Here is an 18524-nt window from a genome sequence, read left to right as displayed (position 1 = left end):
TTTGGTACAATAAAAAAAGACGTCACAGTACACTGAAATACAAAACTATTGAAGAGTTTAATAATCAAAACAAAATTTATCAAAATGTAGCTTAACTTATACTGGAATTTTTATTTGCATATCCAGTTCAGTATTATGCTTCAAAATTAGCCATCACCACAAAGAAGCTAAACAAACTTACCAGAAAGCATTGTGATGAAACAGCTATTAATGCCATTCATAACCGTATCCTTCAGGAAATCAAAAGATTGTTGTTGTTTTCTGATCTTTCTCATAAACAGATTTCTTTAGAACTGGGATTCAGTTCGCCATCTGCGCTGAACAAATTTGTGAAAAATAAGTTACAAGAAACACCCACCGAACTCCAACAGGAATTGGCTCAAATTTATAACAGATAGACCCAATTATATAACACCTCGCTTTCCGCCTGCCATACCTTTGTACTATAATTTTAACACAAAATAGAGTATAAAATGAATCAGTTATTGATAGCAGGAACAGTTTTCCACAGGGCAGATTTTACGGCAACTAGAACATTATCAGATCCTTATGCGGTTTTTAATCCTAAAAAAACTGCTGTTACAGAATTGGAAGCCTTGGGCAACACTTGTCATGAAGGTCTTATTGATGCAGAAAAGCAACAGAAGACCGTACTTTCATAAGATCTAGTAATAATCACTGGTTCCCAATAGTGAATCCCTGACTATTCTTCTAAAAAATGATGCGTTTATTTTAAACGAAGTCATCATACTCATACAGAATTTTTAAAGACAAATGACATGGCATATCAAGAATTGACAAGGCAATATTTGGATCTGATCCTCGAAGAAAATCAACGGTCAACGCAAGACTTAGATACATCTGATTTGGATATTCTGATACAAGATATCAAGACAGCCAAGCGGATATTTTTTATGGGAACCGGCAGAAGTGGTCTTGCATTAAGGATGGCAGCAATGCGGCTGATGCACATAGGTTTGGCGGTTTTTATTGTTGGAGATACCCTTACGCCCGCCATCTTGGAAGGTGATATTCTCTTGGCTGCATCAGGTTCCGGGACCACACCTTCCGTCATCAATGTGGTAGAAAAAGCGATCAGTCAAAAAGCGAAAGTCACCGTTTTGACAGCATCGTTGGAGAGCAAATTGGCCCAGCTGGCAGACCATATCCTTTTTGTTCCGGCGGCATCCAAGACAGATTTTGGGATCTCGGCATCTGCACAATACGCAGGAAGTCTTTTCGAGCAGTCGGTACTATTTGTTTTCGAAACTACTTTTATGGTTCTGTGGAAGGAATCTGGTCTTACAAAAGAAGACCTTTGGCCAAAACACGCCAACCTAGAATAGTTTAATTTAATTTTTTTAATCTCAAAATTTATATAAAAATGGCAAAATTACAAGTTGCAATTGATCTTCTAACAACAGAAGCGGCATTAGAATTAGCAGGCAAAGTAGCTCCATACGTGGACATCATAGAACTAGGGACGCCGCTTATCAAAGCAGAAGGACTGAAAGTGGTAACAGCAATGAAAGAAGCGCATCCCACCAAATTGGTTTTTGCCGATATGAAAACAGCTGATACCGGTGCTTTAGAAGCGGAGATGGCTTTCAAAGCAGGAGCAGATCTGGTAACGGTTATGGGTGCTGTAGATGATGCAACCATCAAAGGTGCTGTGGAAGCCGCTGCGAAATATGGCAGAAAGGTGGTTGTAGATACCATAGGTGTGAAAGACCGTGTTCAAAGAGCTAAAGAAGTGACAGCATTCGGTGTTGCTTTTGTGGAACTGCACGCTGGTTTGGATGAGCAGGCATTACCTGGCTACTCGATCCAGAAATTAATCGACGAAGGTAAAGCCGCTAACGTTCCTTTCTCCATCGCTGGAGGCGTTAATATTAACACCATCAAGGCGGTATTGGAAGCTGGTGCAGAGGTGATCGTTGCGGGCGGAGCTATCTATGGTGCCGAAGATCCTGCCGCTGCTGCAAAAGCTTTGAAGGAAGCCATCAGTTAAAAATGTTTAACATCATATTAAAGAATGGGGATCAGTGTATTTTCCCCATTCTTCGTATATTTGATGGTGCAAAATCATGTATGGCTTTTGGTACAAAATAAATATAGTAATTTATAAGTAAAAATGGAAAAGTATAATTATGGAATGATTGGTCTTGGTGTGATGGGGAGAAATCTTCTTTACAACATCGCAGATAATGGGTTCTCTATTGCAGGGTTTGATCTTGATCAACAGAAGATCAAAGAACTGGAAGATGGTGCCACTACAGGAACAGTGGTGGCTGGTACAGATTCTCTCGAAGAATTTGTCTCCAAGCTGGAAACGCCAAGAAAGATAGTTTTGATGGTTCCTGCAGGAAAACCTGTGGATGCCGTTTTAGAAAACATCAAATCTCTTCTGAGCAAAGGCGATATCATGATCGATGCCGGAAATTCCTATTTCAAAGACACCAACAGAAGGGTAGCAGATTTGGCAAAACAAGGTCTGCATTTTATGGGAATGGGCGTGTCTGGCGGAGAAAAAGGTGCTCGATTTGGTCCCAGTATAATGCCGGGCGGCGATTTGGAAGCTTTCCATGCAGTGCGTCCGATGTTGGAAGCTATTGCTGCGAAAGTCAAAGGTGAAGCTTGTACCGCATATATGGGAAAAGATGCAGCAGGACATTATGTAAAAATGGTACACAATGGCATCGAATACGCTGTTATGCAGCTCATCAGTGAGGCTTATGATCTGCTTCACAGAGGCGCAAATCTTGGTAATGAGCAGCTTTATGAAGTTTTCAAAGACTGGAACAATGGTGAACTTAATTCTTTCTTAATTGAAATTACAAGAGATATTTTCAAGCAGAAAGATCCGGCTACAGGTGGGTTTTTAGTAGATCAGATTTTAGATAAAGCAGGATCGAAAGGAACAGGTAAATGGACTTCTGAGGAAGCTTTGGAAACCGGCGTTGCTATTCCGACCATCGATGCAGCGGTGGCATCCAGAACTTTGTCTTCTTACAAAGAGGAGAGAGCCCAGGCTTCCAAACTCTATTCAAAACCAGAAATCACTGCGCCGGAAAATACAGATTTGTTTATCACCGAAGTAGGTGACGCGCTTTTTCTGGCAACTATGATCAGTTATACGCAAGGCTTGGCATTATTGGTCAAAGCTTCTAAAGAATATCAGTTTCAGATTCCGTTAAAAGATGTGGTAAAGATCTGGCGTGGAGGCTGTATTATCCGTTCCTCGTTATTAGAAACATTCTATGAGGCTTATTCGCAAGACCCAAATTTGTCTAATATCCTGCTCAACGACAGCATTTCTATGTTGGTAAAATCAAAAGTTGCTTCATTGAGGAAAACACTTGCTTTTGCAACTTCCAACGGTATATCAACACTTGGCTTACAGACTGTTTTGGCTTATTTTGATGCCTACACTACAGAAAATTTACCTGTCAACCTCATTCAGGCGCAGCGTGATTATTTCGGTGCTCACACCTATCAGAGAAAAGATCAGGAAGGTGTTTTTCATACCCAATGGGAATCTACAAATCAATAATATTTGCATCAATGAATGACGACAAAGTGTTACAACCAACCAGTATTATTATATTTGGTGCAACTGGAGATTTAGCAAAAAGAAAACTTTTTCCCGCGTTTTATAATTTATTTTTAGAAGGCAGAATGCCAGAGCAATTTAATATTGTGGCTTTGGGAAGAGCGGATAAAAACAATGATGACTTCAAAAATTATATCAAAGAAAATCTCGTACTTTTTTCCCGTAACCAGCTCTCTACCGATGCAGAATGGGAAAAGTTTCAGTCACAGATCACTTATTTCAGACATCAGATAGATGAAGAAAATTCTTACAGAGAACTTGATGACAAATTAAAAACACTGGATCAGGATTATGGTGTGAGAGCAAACAGGCTATTTTATCTGTCCATTGCGCCCAATTTCATTTCCATCATTTCCGGACATCTCAAAAATACAGCCTTAGCTTCCAATCCTTCACAGGATCGTATGATTATAGAAAAGCCTTTCGGACACGACAAAGATTCTGCAATAGAACTTAATAATTTGTTGTCCAAGACTTTTGAAGAAGAGCAGATCTACCGCATCGATCATTATTTGGGAAAAGAAACAGTTCAGAACATTCTGGCATTTAGGTTTGGTAATTCGATTTTCGAACCTTTGTGGAACTGTAAATATATAGAATCTGTACAGATCACAGTGGCAGAGGAAGTTGGTGTAGAATCCAGAGGTGGTTTTTATGAAGGCACAGGTGCGCTGAAAGATATGATCCAAAATCACCTGTTGCAAGTGCTTTGTATGGTAGCGATGGAGCAACCGGCTTCTTTGGATGCGGGCGAGATCAGAGATTGTAAAGTTGATGTTTTGAAGTCAATCAGAAGAATACCGTTGGACAAAGTGAGTCATTATGCGGTCCGCGGACAATATGGACAAGGAACGGCGAATGGCAAAGACCTCAAAGCTTACCGTGAAGAAGAAGGCGTAGCGGCAGGTTCTAACACAGAGACTTTTGCGGCAATCAAGTTTTATCTGGATAACGAGCGTTGGGAAGGTGTTCCTTTCTACGTCCGTACAGGAAAAAGGATGAAAGAAAAACACTCTTACATCACCATCCATTTCAAGCCGCTGCCACAATCTACCTTTATAGCAGGCAAACATCCACTTTCTCAGAATAAACTCATCATCAATATTCAGCCTTTGATGGATATCAGACTTCAGTTTATGACGAAAAAACCGGGACTTACGGTGGAACTGAAACCAGTAGAAATGGTATTCGATTACTTTTCCTGCAAAGAAGATACACCGGAAGCGTATGAGACACTGCTACTGGATGCTTTGGAAGGTGATCTGACATTATTTATGCGATCAGATCAGGTAGAGGAGGCTTGGGATGTGGTAAAAACGATACAGGAGTATTGGGAAAACAATCCAGATCCCAACTTTCCAAACTATGCTGCCGGAAGCAACGGACCTGAGCAATGTGAACTGTTGCTCAAAAGAGAAGAACATAGTTGGGTATAATTAGATTTAATAAAGCTTAAAAATATGGGTGTAACGATAGTTGATAATTTGGAACTACTTTATAAAGAGGCAGCAGATCAATTTGTTGATTTTGCGAAAGAAGCCATTCAGGACAAGGGGATATTTGTGGTAGCTGTGAGTGGAGGAAGTTCTCCCAAGGCTATTTTTAAATTGCTGGCAACCCAAAATTATGCAGAACAGATCGATTGGAAAAATATCTATTTCTTTTGGGTCGATGAGCGTTGGGTTCCGCTGGATGATGAGAAAAGCAATGCGAAAATGACTTTTGAAACGCTTCTGAATAAAGTCCCAGTCCATAAAGATCACGTTTTTCCAATGTTCAAAGAAGGGATTTTGCCGGAAGATTATGCTGTAGAATACGAAAATGAGATCCGAAATGTCCTTGGCGACGAAGGCCGGTTCGATTTCATCCTTTTAGGAATGGGCGATGATGGCCATACGGCTTCACTATTTCCTGGGGAAGAGATCCTTCATGAAAATAAAAAGTGGGTAGATGCTTATTATCTTGCACCCCAAAATATGTACAGGATTACATTGACGGCACCTATCATCAATAGAGCTGAGCATATTTTGGTCATTACGTTTGGCGCATCAAAAAAACATGCTTTGAAGGAGGTTCTCCACGGTGCGTACAATCCCCATCTCTATCCGTTGCAACTCATCAAACCGGAGAAAAGAGAATTGCAGTTTCTGACCGATTCCGAAACTTTGCAATCAGTTTAAATGAAGTGACAGACTGGCTTTTGTGTACCATACAACTATTTTAAGGAAATCCGCAATGGTTCATCTTGTTTTATTTAGGAAAAGCCCGAACAAAGAATTTGACAAACCAATCGTTTTTAAGCTATAGAAAATCATAGGGTGACTGATGGTGCTTGCGGTTTTAATCTTAAGACCAGCCTATATGAATTGCATCAAAATTATGTCTCCGCCCCTCAAGGGCGTCACTTTGACGTATTTTTCAAGACATTTTGCCGACCTCCTTTAGCTTTTGGGAAAAAAAATGTCCTGAAAATTTTCTTGTTAATTGGTTCTAAACAGACTCAAAGACTTCCAATCAACGTTTTTCAAAGAAAAACCCCGATCCAAAAAAAAATGAAACGGGGTTTGTGATTGATAAGGATAGCGAAACTTAAACTTTTAAGATCTCTGCTTCTTTTGATTTGTATGCATCATCAGACTTTTTCACGTAAGCATCTGTCAGATCCTGGATGTCTTTTTCAGCACCTTTGATGAGGTCTTCTGCGATACCATCCAATCTTTTCAGTTCTTTGTTACCTTCTTGTCTGGCGTTTCTGATCACGATTTTCGTCTGGTCTGTTTCACCTTTTGCCTGTTTTGCGAGGTCACGTCTTCTTTCCTCTGTCAGCGGTGGCACATTGATGATGATGACATCGCCATTGTTGGATGGTGCAAATCCAAGGTTGGAGTTCACGATTCCTTTTGCGATCGCACCTATCGCCGTTCTGTCCCAAGGCTGGATAGAAAGCGTCATCGCGTCTACCACAGAAACATTGGCCACTTGGCTTAGAGGTGTTGGCGCGCCGTAGTATTCAACCATGACGTCTTGTACCATAGATGTAGAAGCACGTCCGGCTCTGATCTTTTGGAATGCATGATCCAAATGCTTGATTGCAGCATCCATTTCTTGCTTTGCGGAGGCTACAATGAGTTCTAATTCTTCCATTGTATATTTAAAATTTGATAATTGACACATATATTTATTTAATAAATGATATTTGATGCGTGATAAATGATTTATTTGGGCAGCTATTTCCGCCTTCCACTCTCGCTTTTTTTTGAAAAATCCCAAGTGCCAAGTCCCAGCTTATTTCTCAAAAAAAGAGCTCCGTTCAAGTCGGGCTGCGTGAGATTCAACGTTTAAAAATAGAAGCTTTGAATCATTTGTCAATCATCACTAATCATTTATACATTGACCAGCGTTCCGATATTTTCGCCGTCGATCAGTCTTTCCAGGTTACCTTCTTTGTTCATATCAAAAACAATGATTGGTAATTTGTTTTCGTGACTTAGGGTGAAGGCGGTCATATCCATTACTTTCAGATTTTTTTCGAACACTTCGTCAAAAGACAGGCTGTTAAATTTCACGGCGTCTGCATTTTTCTCAGGATCACTGTCATAGATACCATCTACTCTTGTTCCTTTCAGGATCACGTCTGCATCTATTTCAATAGCTCTCAGTGTTGCAGCAGTATCAGTTGTGAAATAAGGGTTTCCCGTTCCCGCGCCGAAGATGACCACTCTTCCTTTCTCAAGATGACGTACGGCTTTTCTTTTGATAAACGGTTCTGCCACTTTGTCCATTTCGATCGCAGATTGTAATCTTGTGATGATTCCTGCATCTTCCAAAGCGCCTTGCAGAGCCATTCCATTGATCACTGTTGCCAGCATTCCCATGTAATCACCTTGCACTCTGTCCATTCCTGTTGCAGCGCCTGCCAATCCTCTGAAAATGTTTCCGCCACCAATGACGATTGCGACTTCGCAGCCTTTGTCAACCACTTTTTTGATCTCCACAGCATATTCTTTCAGTCTGTCATTATCGATTCCGTATTGGCGTTCTCCCATGAGTGCTTCACCACTCAGTTTCAGAAGGATTCTTTTGTATTTCATCTATTTTGTAATTACTTTTTTATTCTGTCAAAAAGAACACCGGATGATGGATGTTTCAATTTTATTATCATTTTTGACTGTGCAAATATAATGAAAGGAAAAGAATTACGTTAATCAAAAAAGATAGTCGTTCAAAAATTTTGATAAGCATCAAAATAGATTATTTTTGCAAAGCTAAAAGATGGTGTTGAAGAACTTTTACAATCTCTTTTTTTTCGTAATTTCCAGTGTGGTTTTTTCTCAAACAGGAACCACGGTTTATCAGTTCCTTAATATTCCAATATCTGCCAGACAGGCTGTGTTGGGAGATGCCGTTTCTGTTAGGGATTATGATGTCAACTTTACAGCGGCCAATCCTGCATTGATGAATCTTGAGATGGATCATATGCTTTCTGTGAACTATGCTTCATATCTTGCGGATACAAAAATCGGAAGCATCAGCTACGTTCGGGATCTGGAGTTTGGGCATTTGGTTTCCTTCAATGCCAGGTATATGGATTATGGATCTATGCCGAGAACGGATGAAAATTCTATCATCAATGGTGATTTTTCTGCGATGGATGCTTCGTTAGGACTTGGTTATGCCTACCAGTTCGAAGATAATTGGACAATTGGTGCTAACGTCAATTACATCACTTCAAAAATTGATACTTATTCATCTTCAGCGATTACGGCAAACGCCGGTGTGACTTATTATTTCGATAAGAGTAATGAAACGCTGGCTTTGGTTTTTAGAAATTTCGGATATCAGATTCAGCCCTATAATGGTGTTCGGGAAAAATTGCCTTTCCGTGTGGATCTGGGTTACACCAAGATTTTGGATGAGTTTCCGGCTGCACTTACCATTACCGCACACGACATTCAGCAGCCTAATATCTCTGCGAAGACAGATATCAATGGACAGCCCACCAAGTTTGGCAGAAAAATTCTGGATCATTTGTCTTTCGGAGCAGAATTGTTTCCAGGTCAGGCGTTCAATCTTAGATTTGGTTATAATGTGAAAAGAGGCAGTGAGCTGGCTGTTTTGGACCAGAGAAGTTTCACGGGCTTATCAGCGGGTTTGAGTATCAAGATTTCATCTTTCAGATTTGATTATTCTCATATGCGCTATCACAATTCTTCCAATGTTAATATGCTGGGTCTCACGTTGGATCTGGTGGAGTTGGGTGGAAACAGGAGGTAAATTACGGGTGAGAGTGGATCAGTGTTTTTGTTGGAGCGTTTGGAGCGCTTCAGTTTAATTGTAAGTCTTGTCAGAACTTAATCAGAAATTCAATTTTCAAATATTTTCTGTTTCCACATTCCTAAGGAGTAGAAAGATGCTTGAAGACTTCATCAAAATGAGACCATTTAAGGTTAGTGTATTTCAGTTTTCGTGAAAATTTTAACATGTGCTAGAATTCATTAATCTTTCAATTTATATAATGTCGTAATCTCAAAATTTTTTAATTTTGTGCTATGACAAAAAAACCGGTTATCGCGATCGACGGATTTTCATCCACAGGGAAAAGTTCTATATCAAAAATCATTGCAAAAACGCTTGGTCTCATTCATATGGATACGGGCGCACTTTACAGAGGGATCACTTTTTTTGCACTGCAGAATTGCATCAATGATAATCAATCTATTGATGTTGAAAAATTATTGGTTGCTCTTCCCAAGATTAATTTGGAATTTCAGAATGTTGATGGCGAACTCCAGTTATTCCTCAATGGTAAAAATATCGATAAGGAAATCCGCTTCCCACAGGTTTCTGACCACGTAAGTCAGGTGGCCAAGGAAGCGGATGTAAGACATTTTTTGATGAAAACCCAGCGCGACATGGCCGAAAAAGGAGGCGTTATCATGGATGGCAGAGATATCGGAACTGTTGTCCTACCAGACGCAGATTACAAATTTTTTATGACAGCAAGTCAGGATGAACGTGCCAGAAGGCGTTTTCTGGAACTGGAGACAGCCGGCGAAAAGACAGATGTGGAAACGGTGAAGCAAAATCTTATTTCCAGAGATAAGATCGATAGTGAGAGAGATATTTCTCCTTTGAAACAGGCTGATGACGCCGTTCTTATAGATAATACAGCTATCAACAAAGAAGAAACAATTGAACTGATATTATCGCATATTAAAAAGTTTTAACAAAGTTTTAAGAACATATTTCTTTCTTTGGCATTTTAGTTGTAAATTCAAAATCATTATTATCAATTATAAATTAACACAAAAAATAATAACAATGTCTAAAAAATCAAACTCAGCAGCGGTATTAGCTGCATTATTGGCCGGAGCAGCAACAGGTGTAATTCTAGGTTTGCTGTACGCACCGGAAGAAGGTAAAGAAACTAGAAAGAAAATCAAAGACAAGGCCAATGATCTGAAAGATAAAGCGGTTGATGAATATGGAAAAACTTCTGAAGTGGTGAAAGATAAATATTCTGAAGTATCCCATAATGTAAAAGATAAATACAACTCTCTGTCATCCACTTTCAAAGAAACAGCTCAAACTGTTGCTTCGACTGTAAAAGACAACTATGATAAATATAAAGATCAGATTGTGACAAAAACGTCTGACGTCGTGAAAGATGTTGAAACTGAATTGGACGGTTTGAAATAAGCCTTATATTACAGTGTTCTCGAGAAGGAATTTAGAAACTAAATTCCTTTTTTTGTAAATTAATGTGTAGTTTTATATTTAATAAGATTTTTATGATTGATGTTATAAAAGATTATACGACCAAGCGGCTGGACCTCATCAAGCTTCAGTTTACAGAAAAGTCTTCTCTTTCAGCGGGGATTATTGCGTTTTTGTCGATTGTAGTTATTGCATTTTCGTTCTTTATCATTTTGTTTAATTTCGGTATTGCTTTTTTGATTGGTCAATCTATAGGAAGTATGGGATATGGTTTTCTCATTGTAGCAGGATTTTATTTTGTAGTAATGATCGCCGTTTTTTTCTTGAAAAGGTTAATTGTAAAATCCATTGCGAATCAGGTTATCGAATTTCTTAAAAAATAATTATGGCGACAAAATATACTAATCTGGATGAACTGAGAAGTGAAAAAAGACTTCTGAAAATGGAGATTGGGGAGTTAGAGGATATTCTGACTTTCAAAAGTAAAAAAGACAGCCTCAGTGTGATGACAAATGGCCTCACCGACAAATTTCTCAAAGAAACGCAGGACGAAGAAGGTAAAATATCTCTTTCTCTCGATACGCACAATATGATGAGAGAAGTGTCGTTGGGAATGAAAGAAACTGCCTCAAAAAAAAATATGTTAAACTTGGCAAACGACGGTGTCAAATCAGGCCTGCTGGAAACGACCATCAAAATGGGAACTGTGGCGCTGGTAAGTAATTTTGCAAAAAAAAGTGTGATGAATAAAAATTGGAAAAGAAAAGCTGTGGGTCTTGCATTGGTATATCTTGCGCCCTACGCACTTAGATTTATCAGAAAAAAATTGGATGAGTATCAGAAAAACAAAACAACGTCTAGTTTAGAAAAATTAATCTAAAATTACTTTTTAGAAAATACTTCTCCTAAGATAATCCCGGCAGACATAGAAACATTGAGACTCTCTGTTGACTGTGAATTTCCGAATCTTGGGATGGTTATCATTTTGGTAATAAGATCTTCCGTGGAAGGTCTTATTCCGTTTCCTTCATTTCCAAATACCAAAGAAAATCTTTCTGGAAATTGGGTTTCATAGATGCTTTCTCCGTTCATATCGGTTCCTAAAATAGGATGTTCATAGTCTTTGAGATAGTCTTCTATATCTGTATAAAATACATTGACACGCAAAAAAGATCCCATTGTTGCCTGGATCACCTTTGGGTTGTAAACGTCTACCGTATCAGTGCTGCAGATGATCTGCTCTATCCCGAACCAATCTGCCAACCTGATAATAGTGCCCAGATTCCCAGGATCCTGGATGCCATCCAATATCAGTTGAATCGACGTATTTTTCAGTAATTTATTTTCCGGAATTTTGCAGACTGCTACAGAATCCTTCGGATGCTGAAGAAAACTTATCTTTTTGAGTTCTGTGGGCAGGATTTTTTCGACTTCCTGCGTTTTAAAAGTTAGCTTCTCGGGATCTGTAGAGTAGAGGTTTTCAATTTCGTAGTCAGATTTGGGTAGTTCTTTTATCATTTTATTACCTTCAACTAAAAACAAATTGTATTTTTGCCTGTATTTCTTTTTGTCCAGAGATTGTATAGTCTTTATAGTATGAGCCGTAAGCATATCAACAAATATTTTCAAAAGTATCATATATTTTGTTACGCCGCAATTTTAACTGTGATTTTGTACGCATGTAATGTGACCAAAAAAGTCCCAGAGGGAGAATATCTTCTCACAAAAAACAAATTCCAGTACACAGATGGGAAAGTTCTGGGAGATGAATTGCCAGATATGGTGGCTCAAAAGCCTAATAAAAAAACATTACTCATTGCTCCGTTAGGATTGATATTTTATAATGCAGCTAATCCTAAGTACGACACGATCCTGAAAGAATATATGACTTACCCCAGTGAGATGAGAAATCAAAAGCTTCGTGATTCTTTATTTGTGAAGTATAATCATCAGGACTATGTGGGAAAAAATCTTTTTTGGAATCGTTTTTTTCATACCGTTGGACAGCCTCCTGTGATTTTCAGCGATGCAAAAACAAAACAGAGTGTAAAAAGTATCAATAATAGATTGATCAACAGAGGCTATTGGGATGCAGAAGTTAAAACCAACGTTGATAAAGATTCTGCTGCTAAAAAAGCAGAAGTAGAGTACATTATTACGCACAAAGATCCGACGAAGATCAAAGAGTATTATTACAACATCCCGGATCCTAACGTAAGGGCATTGTATGAATCCAGATTGGATAAAAGCCTTGTAAGAAAAGGCCAGATTCTGGATGAGACGGTTCTCGAAAAAGAAATTACAAGAATTAATGATTTAGCAAAAGACGCCGGTTATTATAAATTCAATAATGATAATCAGGATATATATTTTGTAGCCGATTCTTTACAAAGCAGAAAAGATGTGCCACTTACAATGGCTATTCATAAAGATTCTGCAGATACACCGTACAGAAAAGCAACGATTGGCACGGTCAAAGTTTCTGTTGCAAGGAATATCAACGATACCAGACTTCCGCTGAAAGACAGCATCCGGGGAATTAATATTTATCGAAAAGATAGTGCGTACACCGCCAATTCACTTTGGTTGCCAATTACTATAAAACCGGGTGATCTTTATAGGCAGAGCAATTTGGATCTTTCCAGAAGGAATCTCATTACGATGAATAACTTCACGATCCTGAAAGCGTCTGATGAACTTAGAAAAGAAGGAACTGCGGCAGAAAGAGACAGCATCATAGATGTAGAGTATATTTTGAAGCCGTTGCCAAAGTATGAGTTCAACATAGCGACAGATATTCATTATTCTCAGATCCTTAATTTTGGGTTTTCTCCTTCGGTAGATCTTACGACCCGAAATATTTTTGGTGGTGCAGAAAACCTGATCACTAGTTTTTCAGGAATAATCGGAACCACAAAAGATCCTAAAGATCCAAATGCATTTTTCAATGCATACGAATTATCTGCACAAGCCGCACTGCAATTTCCCAGATTGCTGGTGCCTTTCAGGAATTACTGGAAACTGATTCCTAAAAGATATTCGCCCACGACAAGTATTAATTTGGGTGCATCTGTGCAAAATAACATCGGTCTGGGAAGGATCAACTTTAATACAGGCCTTTCCTTTAACGCCAATGTGAATGATGGACGTGTACAACACAGATTAACTTTGTTCAACACACAACTGAGTCTGACGCAAAACAAAGACGGCTATTATAACTATTTTCCTGCAGATAATGAGATTAGGAAAAATATTTTTGATCTTTATAGGGTAGATCATCCAGAGATCAATGATATCAGTTCCTATGACGATATCTCTGCACTGATACTATCAGACACAGCCTTTATCACAACCCTAGCTAATTCTGACAGGAATCTGCTTTTTAACTACCTGCAATCAATTTATAACAAAGAACGTCAGACACAGGATGTCATTATTTCTTCTATTATTTATAATTTTACTTATAATGAGATCGGGAAAAAAGATTACAAGAATCCATTCTCGTTTACTGGTAAAGTGGAGATTGCTGGTAACTTCCTGAATATGGTGACCAAAAAAGAAGAAAATTATCTGGTCTATGGTAATACAAAAACCATTTTTAATATTCCGTTTTCTCAGTTTATCAAGTTTGATCTGGATTACCGCAAGTATTTTACGTTCTTTAATGATCGTGCAAAGCCGCACACTTTGGCCTTCCGTCAGTTTATAGGAATAGGAATTCCTTACGGTAATTCTACGGAGATGCCATTTGTGAGATCTTATTTTAATGGTGGTGCGTATGACATCAGAGCGTGGGTTGCTTTTGGCGGCTTGGGACCTGCAGATTCTCAGTTAGACGAAAGAGTACGGTCCTACGCGATGGATAATGTGAAGCTTACCACAAGTATAGAGTACAGACTGCCGCTTACAGATACCTTTGAAGCTGCGCTTTTTACAGATGTAGGAAATATCTGGGGCCTGAAGGATAATGGTTTTGGAGATCAGTTCAAATTCAAAAAATTCATCAGCCAAATGGGCGTGGGAAGTGGTTTCGGAATCAGAATGAACATTGCCTATGTCAATCTGAGACTGGATATGGCTTATAAAATGTACAATCCAAACCGTCCGGAAGGCGAGAGATGGGTGATTGGTAAAATCCAACCGCTGAAACCAACCGTCAACTTCGCCATTGGTTATCCATTCTAAAATTTAAAACTACAAATGCGTCTTCTCAAGTTTTTCATCATCCTTTTTTTCTGCTTATTTGGGATCTATTCTATTTCTATGAATTTTGTAGACGAAAGCAAAAGCTTTGTCCATCATTCAGAAATTCCTTATCCTGTCGATAAAGTGTTTCCTCAATTTAATAATCTTCAGAAGTTCACGGCCTGGAATGATTTCTTTAATGAAAAAGAGGCTGTCAGCTATAGTTTTTTTACCCCGTATGAAGGTCTTGGTAGTTCTATGAAGTTTTCTGACAAAAAACGTAATAATTTCGGGGATTTGTTTATCAGATATTCCAACGTTAATAGGACTTTGCGTTATCAGCTTTTTGAAGGAGAAAGTAAAAATCCTTATTTGATCGACGTCAAGTTCATCCCCTCAGGGACCAAAACCAAACTGATCTGGAATATCCACACGCCCAAAAGAAGCTTCCTGGAACGGTCTATGAATCTGGTTGCTGAGGATTTTTTTGTTGAAAATATTGATCAAAGTATGAAAAATCTTTTTCAGCTTTTAGGTAACAAAGTGGATAGAGATCAACAGTTGGCTTCCGTAAAATATGACAGCATCATGGTAGAAAACAAGCAAGGCGGGCTATTACTGGGCGTGAATGTAAGTACAAGAAATACGAAGGAGATTATGTTTAAAAATGTTCTGATGAATCGCAATAAGGTTATCAATTTTGTAACATCTGATCTTGCAAAAAAAGAGGACGAGATCGGAGTACCCGTTCTGCTTACAAATCCTGTTAATTTAAAAGATAAAGAAATCTCCTATTTCTACGGTGTCCCCTTATCAAAAAGAACTTCCATAAGTGATAATAACTTTAATTTTCAAACGCTCAACGCTTCTAGGGTTTATGTGATCTACTTTCAAGGTAATTACAACAACAGGATAAAAAACATCCAGGAACTGCTTAAAAAGGCGAAAAAAGACACGCTCAGAAACGGACAGCTCATGGAAGAGTTTCTCGAAGAACCAATTGATGTTCAGGATGTAAAACTAAAATTATCATTGCCGGTTTACCGTTAGCGAATCTGATAAAAATCATGTATATTTACGGTAATTAATAAACGCTATATATGCCATTCCACAAAAATTTAGTAAATTTGTTGGCAATTATTTAATAATAAAATTTAACAGATAATCTGTAATAATGGATAAATTTTCATTTCTAAATGCCGTTCATGCTCAGTTAATTGATGATATGTACGCGCAATACCAAAAATATCCCGATTCCATAGAACCTTCTTGGAAATCATTCTTTCAAGGTTTTGATTTCGCTCTAGAAAACTATGGTGAAGGTGATTGGGCTTCTGAAGCACCTTCTGGTTCCGCTCCTGTTCAATATGCTCAACAAGCTGTAACCAATAATGCGGTTTCAGAAGATATTTCGAAGGAATTCAAGGTGGTGAACCTAATCGAGGCTTACAGATCAAGAGGCCATCTTTTTACCAAAACAAATCCTGTCAGAGAAAGAAGACACTACTTCCCAACTCTCGATATAGAAAACTTCGGCTTGTCGAAAGAGGATCTGAACAAAAAATTTAATTCTGCAACACAAACCGGAATGCCTGCTCCTGCAACCTTACAGGACATTATCACACACCTTCAGAATATCTATTGTGATTCTATCGGTGTAGAATATATGCACATCCAAAATGTGGAGGAGAAAAAATGGATTATGGAATGGGTCAACGTGAACGAAAACCATCCAAGCCTTTCTGCAAAAGAGAAAACAGAAATCCTTCTCAAATTAAACCAAGCGGTAGCGTTTGAAAATTATTTGCATACAAAATTCGTAGGTCAGAAGCGTTTTTCTCTGGAAGGAGGAGAATCTCTGATCCCAGCTTTGGACCAGCTGATCACTAGATCTTCACAGTTAGGCGTTGACGAAGTGGTTCTGGGAATGGCCCACAGAGGACGTCTGAATGTTTTGACCAACGTTTTCCAAAAATCTTACAAGCAGATCTTTTCAGAATTTGAAGGAAAAGAATTTGAAGAAGATGTATTCTCCGGTGACGTGAAGTACCACTTGGGTTCTTCTAAAAAAATTACCACAGCAAACGGAGAAGAAGTTAGAATCAATTTGACACCAAATCCATCACACTTAGAGACTGTAGCTGCACTTGTAGAAGGAATATGCAGAGCTAAAGTGGATAATGTTTACAAAGACGACTATTCTAAAGTTTTACCCATTATCATCCACGGTGATGGGGCCATTGCAGGGCAGGGTATCGTTTATGAGATCGCTCAGATGATGAATCTGGAAGGCTACAGAACGGGCGGAACGGTTCATATCGTTGTGAACAACCAGGTGTCTTTCACCACTAATTTCTTAGATGCAAGATCTTCTGTTTATTGTACAGATATTGCAAAAGTGACAGATTCTCCAGTAATGCACATCAACGCAGATGACGTAGAAGCTGTTGTTCACGCCATGAGATTTGCGGCAGATTTCCGTGCGAAATTTGGTAAAGATGTCTACATAGACCTGTTAGGGTACAGAAAATATGGACATAACGAAGGTGATGAACCAAGATTTACACAGCCGAACCTTTATAAATTAATCTCAAAACATCAAAATCCAAGAGAGATCTACAAAGATCTTTTGATCAAGGAAAATGTAGTTTCTGACGAAGTCTTGAGCAAGATGGAGAAAGAATTCAAAGCGTTGCTTGATGAGAATTTTGATGCCTCGAAAGAGATTGAAAGAAATACAATGGACGTCTTTATGAAAGACGATTGGACAGATTTCCCAATTGGAGCGAAAGGAGCAGTTGCCAATGCAAACGTAGATACCACTTACGATCTTGCAAAACTAAAAGAACTCGCTCTTAAAATTTCGACACTTCCTGCAGACAAAAAATTCATTAATAAAATTACCCGTCTTTTCGAAAATAGGGTAAAAATGGTTGAGAATAATTCTTTGGACTGGGCAGCAGGAGAACTGTTGGCTTATGCAACACTGCTTACGGAAGGTTACAACGTGAGACTTTCCGGAGAAGATGTCGAAAGAGGAACGTTCTCTCACCGCCACGCTGTGGTAAAAACAGAAGACACAGAAGAAGAATACATCCCATTGCGTCACATCAATGAGCAAAGATTCGATGTGTATAATTCACACTTATCAGAGTATGGTGTTCTCGGCTTTGATTACGGCTATGCAATGGCTGCACCTAAAACATTGACGATCTGGGAGGCGCAGTTTGGAGATTTTACCAACGGAGCTCAGATTATTGTTGACCAATATTTGGTTGCAGCGGAGGAAAAATGGAAGATTCAGGATGGCTTGGTCATGATGTTGCCTCACGGGTCAGAAGGTCAAGGCGCAGAACACTCTTCTGCAAGATTAGAAAGATTCCTGACACTTGCCGCGAATGAAAATATCATCGTTGCCAATATCACTTCGCCAGCCAACTATTTCCACTTATTGAGAAGACAGATGAAGTTTGGATTCAGAAAACCATTGGTCATTATGACGCCGAAATCTTTACTGAGACATCCGAAAGTAGTTTCTCCATTAGAAGATCTTGCAACGGGAACTTTCCAACCAATTTTGGATGATCCAACAGCAGATCCAGCGAAGGTAGAAAGATTGGTGCTTTGTACTGGAAAATTGTACTATGATCTTTTAGCAAAGAAAGAAGAAATCAATGATGACAAAGTAGCTTTGGTAAGACTAGAGCAGATTTATCCATTGAACTTTGAAAAAATCACAGCGATTTTTGATAAATATAGTAACAAGAAAGACTTAATCTGGGCTCAGGAAGAACCAGAAAATATGGGTGCTTGGAGTTTCATTTTGAGAAACTTCCGTAATACCAATATCCAGTTGATTTCTCCGGTTGCCAGCGGAACGCCTGCACCAGGAAGTCACAAGATGTTTGAGAAAAACCAGACGAAGATCATCAATTCTGTTTTTCAATGCAATGATGAACCTGTAAAAAGACCAGTTACAGCTTAATAAAATTAATAAACTATAAAGAAT

18 protein-coding genes are annotated in these 18524 nt (G+C 38.7%); 15 read left to right on the top strand and 3 right to left on the bottom strand.

Going from position 1 to position 18524, the window contains the following annotated elements; all coding sequences use genetic code 11:
* Positions 1-98 precede the first annotated feature (98 nt).
* The 7 genes from F564_RS20265 to pgl all read left to right on the top strand — a co-directional run bounded on the left by F564_RS20265 (position 99) and on the right by pgl (position 5793).
* Complete coding sequence (locus F564_RS20265; protein ID WP_084406811.1) at positions 99-398, top strand: helix-turn-helix domain-containing protein; 300 nt, start codon at positions 99-101, stop codon at positions 396-398.
* 75 nt (positions 399-473) lie between these two features.
* A complete protein-coding gene (locus F564_RS0111935; protein ID WP_028122857.1) occupies positions 474-662 on the top strand; it encodes a hypothetical protein in 189 nt (62 codons plus the stop codon).
* Between the two features lie 117 nt (positions 663-779).
* The gene (gene hxlB / locus F564_RS0111930; protein ID WP_028122856.1) at positions 780-1346 is read left to right on the top strand and encodes a 6-phospho-3-hexuloisomerase; all 567 of its coding nucleotides are present in this window, start codon (positions 780-782) and stop codon (positions 1344-1346) included.
* Between the two features lie 38 nt (positions 1347-1384).
* Positions 1385-2011 (top strand): 3-hexulose-6-phosphate synthase, encoded by a 627-nt coding sequence (hxlA, locus tag F564_RS0111925; protein WP_028122855.1) that lies wholly within the window; start codon positions 1385-1387, stop codon positions 2009-2011.
* A gap of 123 nt (positions 2012-2134) precedes the next feature.
* Entirely contained in the window at positions 2135-3553 is a 1419-nt protein-coding gene (gene gndA, locus F564_RS0111920; RefSeq protein WP_028122854.1) for an NADP-dependent phosphogluconate dehydrogenase, read from the top strand.
* Between the two features lie 11 nt (positions 3554-3564).
* Positions 3565-5049 (top strand): glucose-6-phosphate dehydrogenase, encoded by a 1485-nt coding sequence (gene zwf, locus F564_RS0111915; protein ID WP_028122853.1) that lies wholly within the window; start codon positions 3565-3567, stop codon positions 5047-5049.
* Positions 5050-5073: 24 nt separating this feature from the next.
* Positions 5074-5793, top strand: a complete 720-nt coding sequence (pgl, locus tag F564_RS0111910; RefSeq protein ID WP_028122852.1) for a 6-phosphogluconolactonase — start codon at positions 5074-5076, stop codon at positions 5791-5793.
* Between the two features lie 409 nt (positions 5794-6202).
* Here pgl and frr read toward each other — a convergent pair whose 3' ends face one another.
* Together frr and pyrH are read right to left on the bottom strand one after the other, a co-directional pair.
* The gene (gene frr, locus F564_RS0111900; protein ID WP_028122850.1) at positions 6203-6757 is read right to left on the bottom strand and encodes a ribosome recycling factor; all 555 of its coding nucleotides are present in this window, start codon (positions 6755-6757) and stop codon (positions 6203-6205) included.
* A gap of 239 nt (positions 6758-6996) precedes the next feature.
* Positions 6997-7704 (bottom strand): UMP kinase, encoded by a 708-nt coding sequence (gene pyrH / locus F564_RS0111895; protein ID WP_028122849.1) that lies wholly within the window; start codon positions 7702-7704, stop codon positions 6997-6999.
* Between the two features lie 187 nt (positions 7705-7891).
* Here pyrH and porQ point away from each other — a divergent pair, with 187 nt between their 5' ends.
* The 5 genes from porQ to F564_RS0111870 all read left to right on the top strand — a co-directional run bounded on the left by porQ (position 7892) and on the right by F564_RS0111870 (position 11210).
* Positions 7892-8887, top strand: a complete 996-nt coding sequence (gene porQ / locus F564_RS0111890; protein WP_028122848.1) for a type IX secretion system protein PorQ — start codon at positions 7892-7894, stop codon at positions 8885-8887.
* A 275-nt stretch (positions 8888-9162) separates the two neighbouring features.
* On the top strand, positions 9163-9840 hold the full coding sequence (cmk, locus tag F564_RS0111885; protein WP_028122847.1) for a (d)CMP kinase: 678 nt from the start codon (positions 9163-9165) through the stop codon (positions 9838-9840).
* A 94-nt stretch (positions 9841-9934) separates the two neighbouring features.
* Entirely contained in the window at positions 9935-10312 is a 378-nt protein-coding gene (locus F564_RS0111880) for a YtxH domain-containing protein (protein ID WP_028122846.1), read from the top strand.
* 92 nt (positions 10313-10404) lie between these two features.
* Positions 10405-10713 carry a hypothetical protein gene (locus tag F564_RS0111875; protein WP_028122845.1) on the top strand — a complete coding sequence of 103 codons (309 nt, stop codon included), beginning with the start codon at positions 10405-10407 and terminating at the stop codon, positions 10711-10713.
* Between the two features lie 2 nt (positions 10714-10715).
* Positions 10716-11210, top strand: coding sequence for a hypothetical protein (locus F564_RS0111870; RefSeq protein ID WP_028122844.1), 495 nt, complete (start codon positions 10716-10718; stop codon positions 11208-11210).
* 2 nt (positions 11211-11212) lie between these two features.
* Here F564_RS0111870 and F564_RS0111865 read toward each other — a convergent pair whose 3' ends face one another.
* Complete coding sequence (locus F564_RS0111865; RefSeq protein WP_028122843.1) at positions 11213-11941, bottom strand: RNA methyltransferase; 729 nt, start codon at positions 11939-11941, stop codon at positions 11213-11215.
* Here F564_RS0111865 and tamL point away from each other — a divergent pair.
* From tamL to F564_RS0111850, 3 genes are all read left to right on the top strand, one after another.
* The gene (gene tamL / locus F564_RS0111860; protein WP_028122842.1) at positions 11927-14515 is read left to right on the top strand and encodes a translocation and assembly module lipoprotein TamL; all 2589 of its coding nucleotides are present in this window, start codon (positions 11927-11929) and stop codon (positions 14513-14515) included. The two genes, F564_RS0111865 and tamL, sit on opposite strands and share 15 nt — an antisense overlap.
* Positions 14516-14530: 15 nt before the next feature.
* Positions 14531-15565 (top strand): SRPBCC family protein, encoded by a 1035-nt coding sequence (locus F564_RS0111855; RefSeq protein WP_028122841.1) that lies wholly within the window; start codon positions 14531-14533, stop codon positions 15563-15565.
* Positions 15566-15689: 124 nt separating this feature from the next.
* Positions 15690-18500 (top strand): 2-oxoglutarate dehydrogenase E1 component, encoded by a 2811-nt coding sequence (locus F564_RS0111850; protein WP_028122840.1) that lies wholly within the window; start codon positions 15690-15692, stop codon positions 18498-18500.
* Positions 18501-18524: the final 24 nt, after the last annotated feature.

This window comes from Epilithonimonas tenax DSM 16811 (assembly GCF_000428485.1).
Taxonomy (GTDB): domain Bacteria; phylum Bacteroidota; class Bacteroidia; order Flavobacteriales; family Weeksellaceae; genus Epilithonimonas; species Epilithonimonas tenax.
This window is presented reverse-complemented; position numbering and strand designations above follow the sequence as displayed.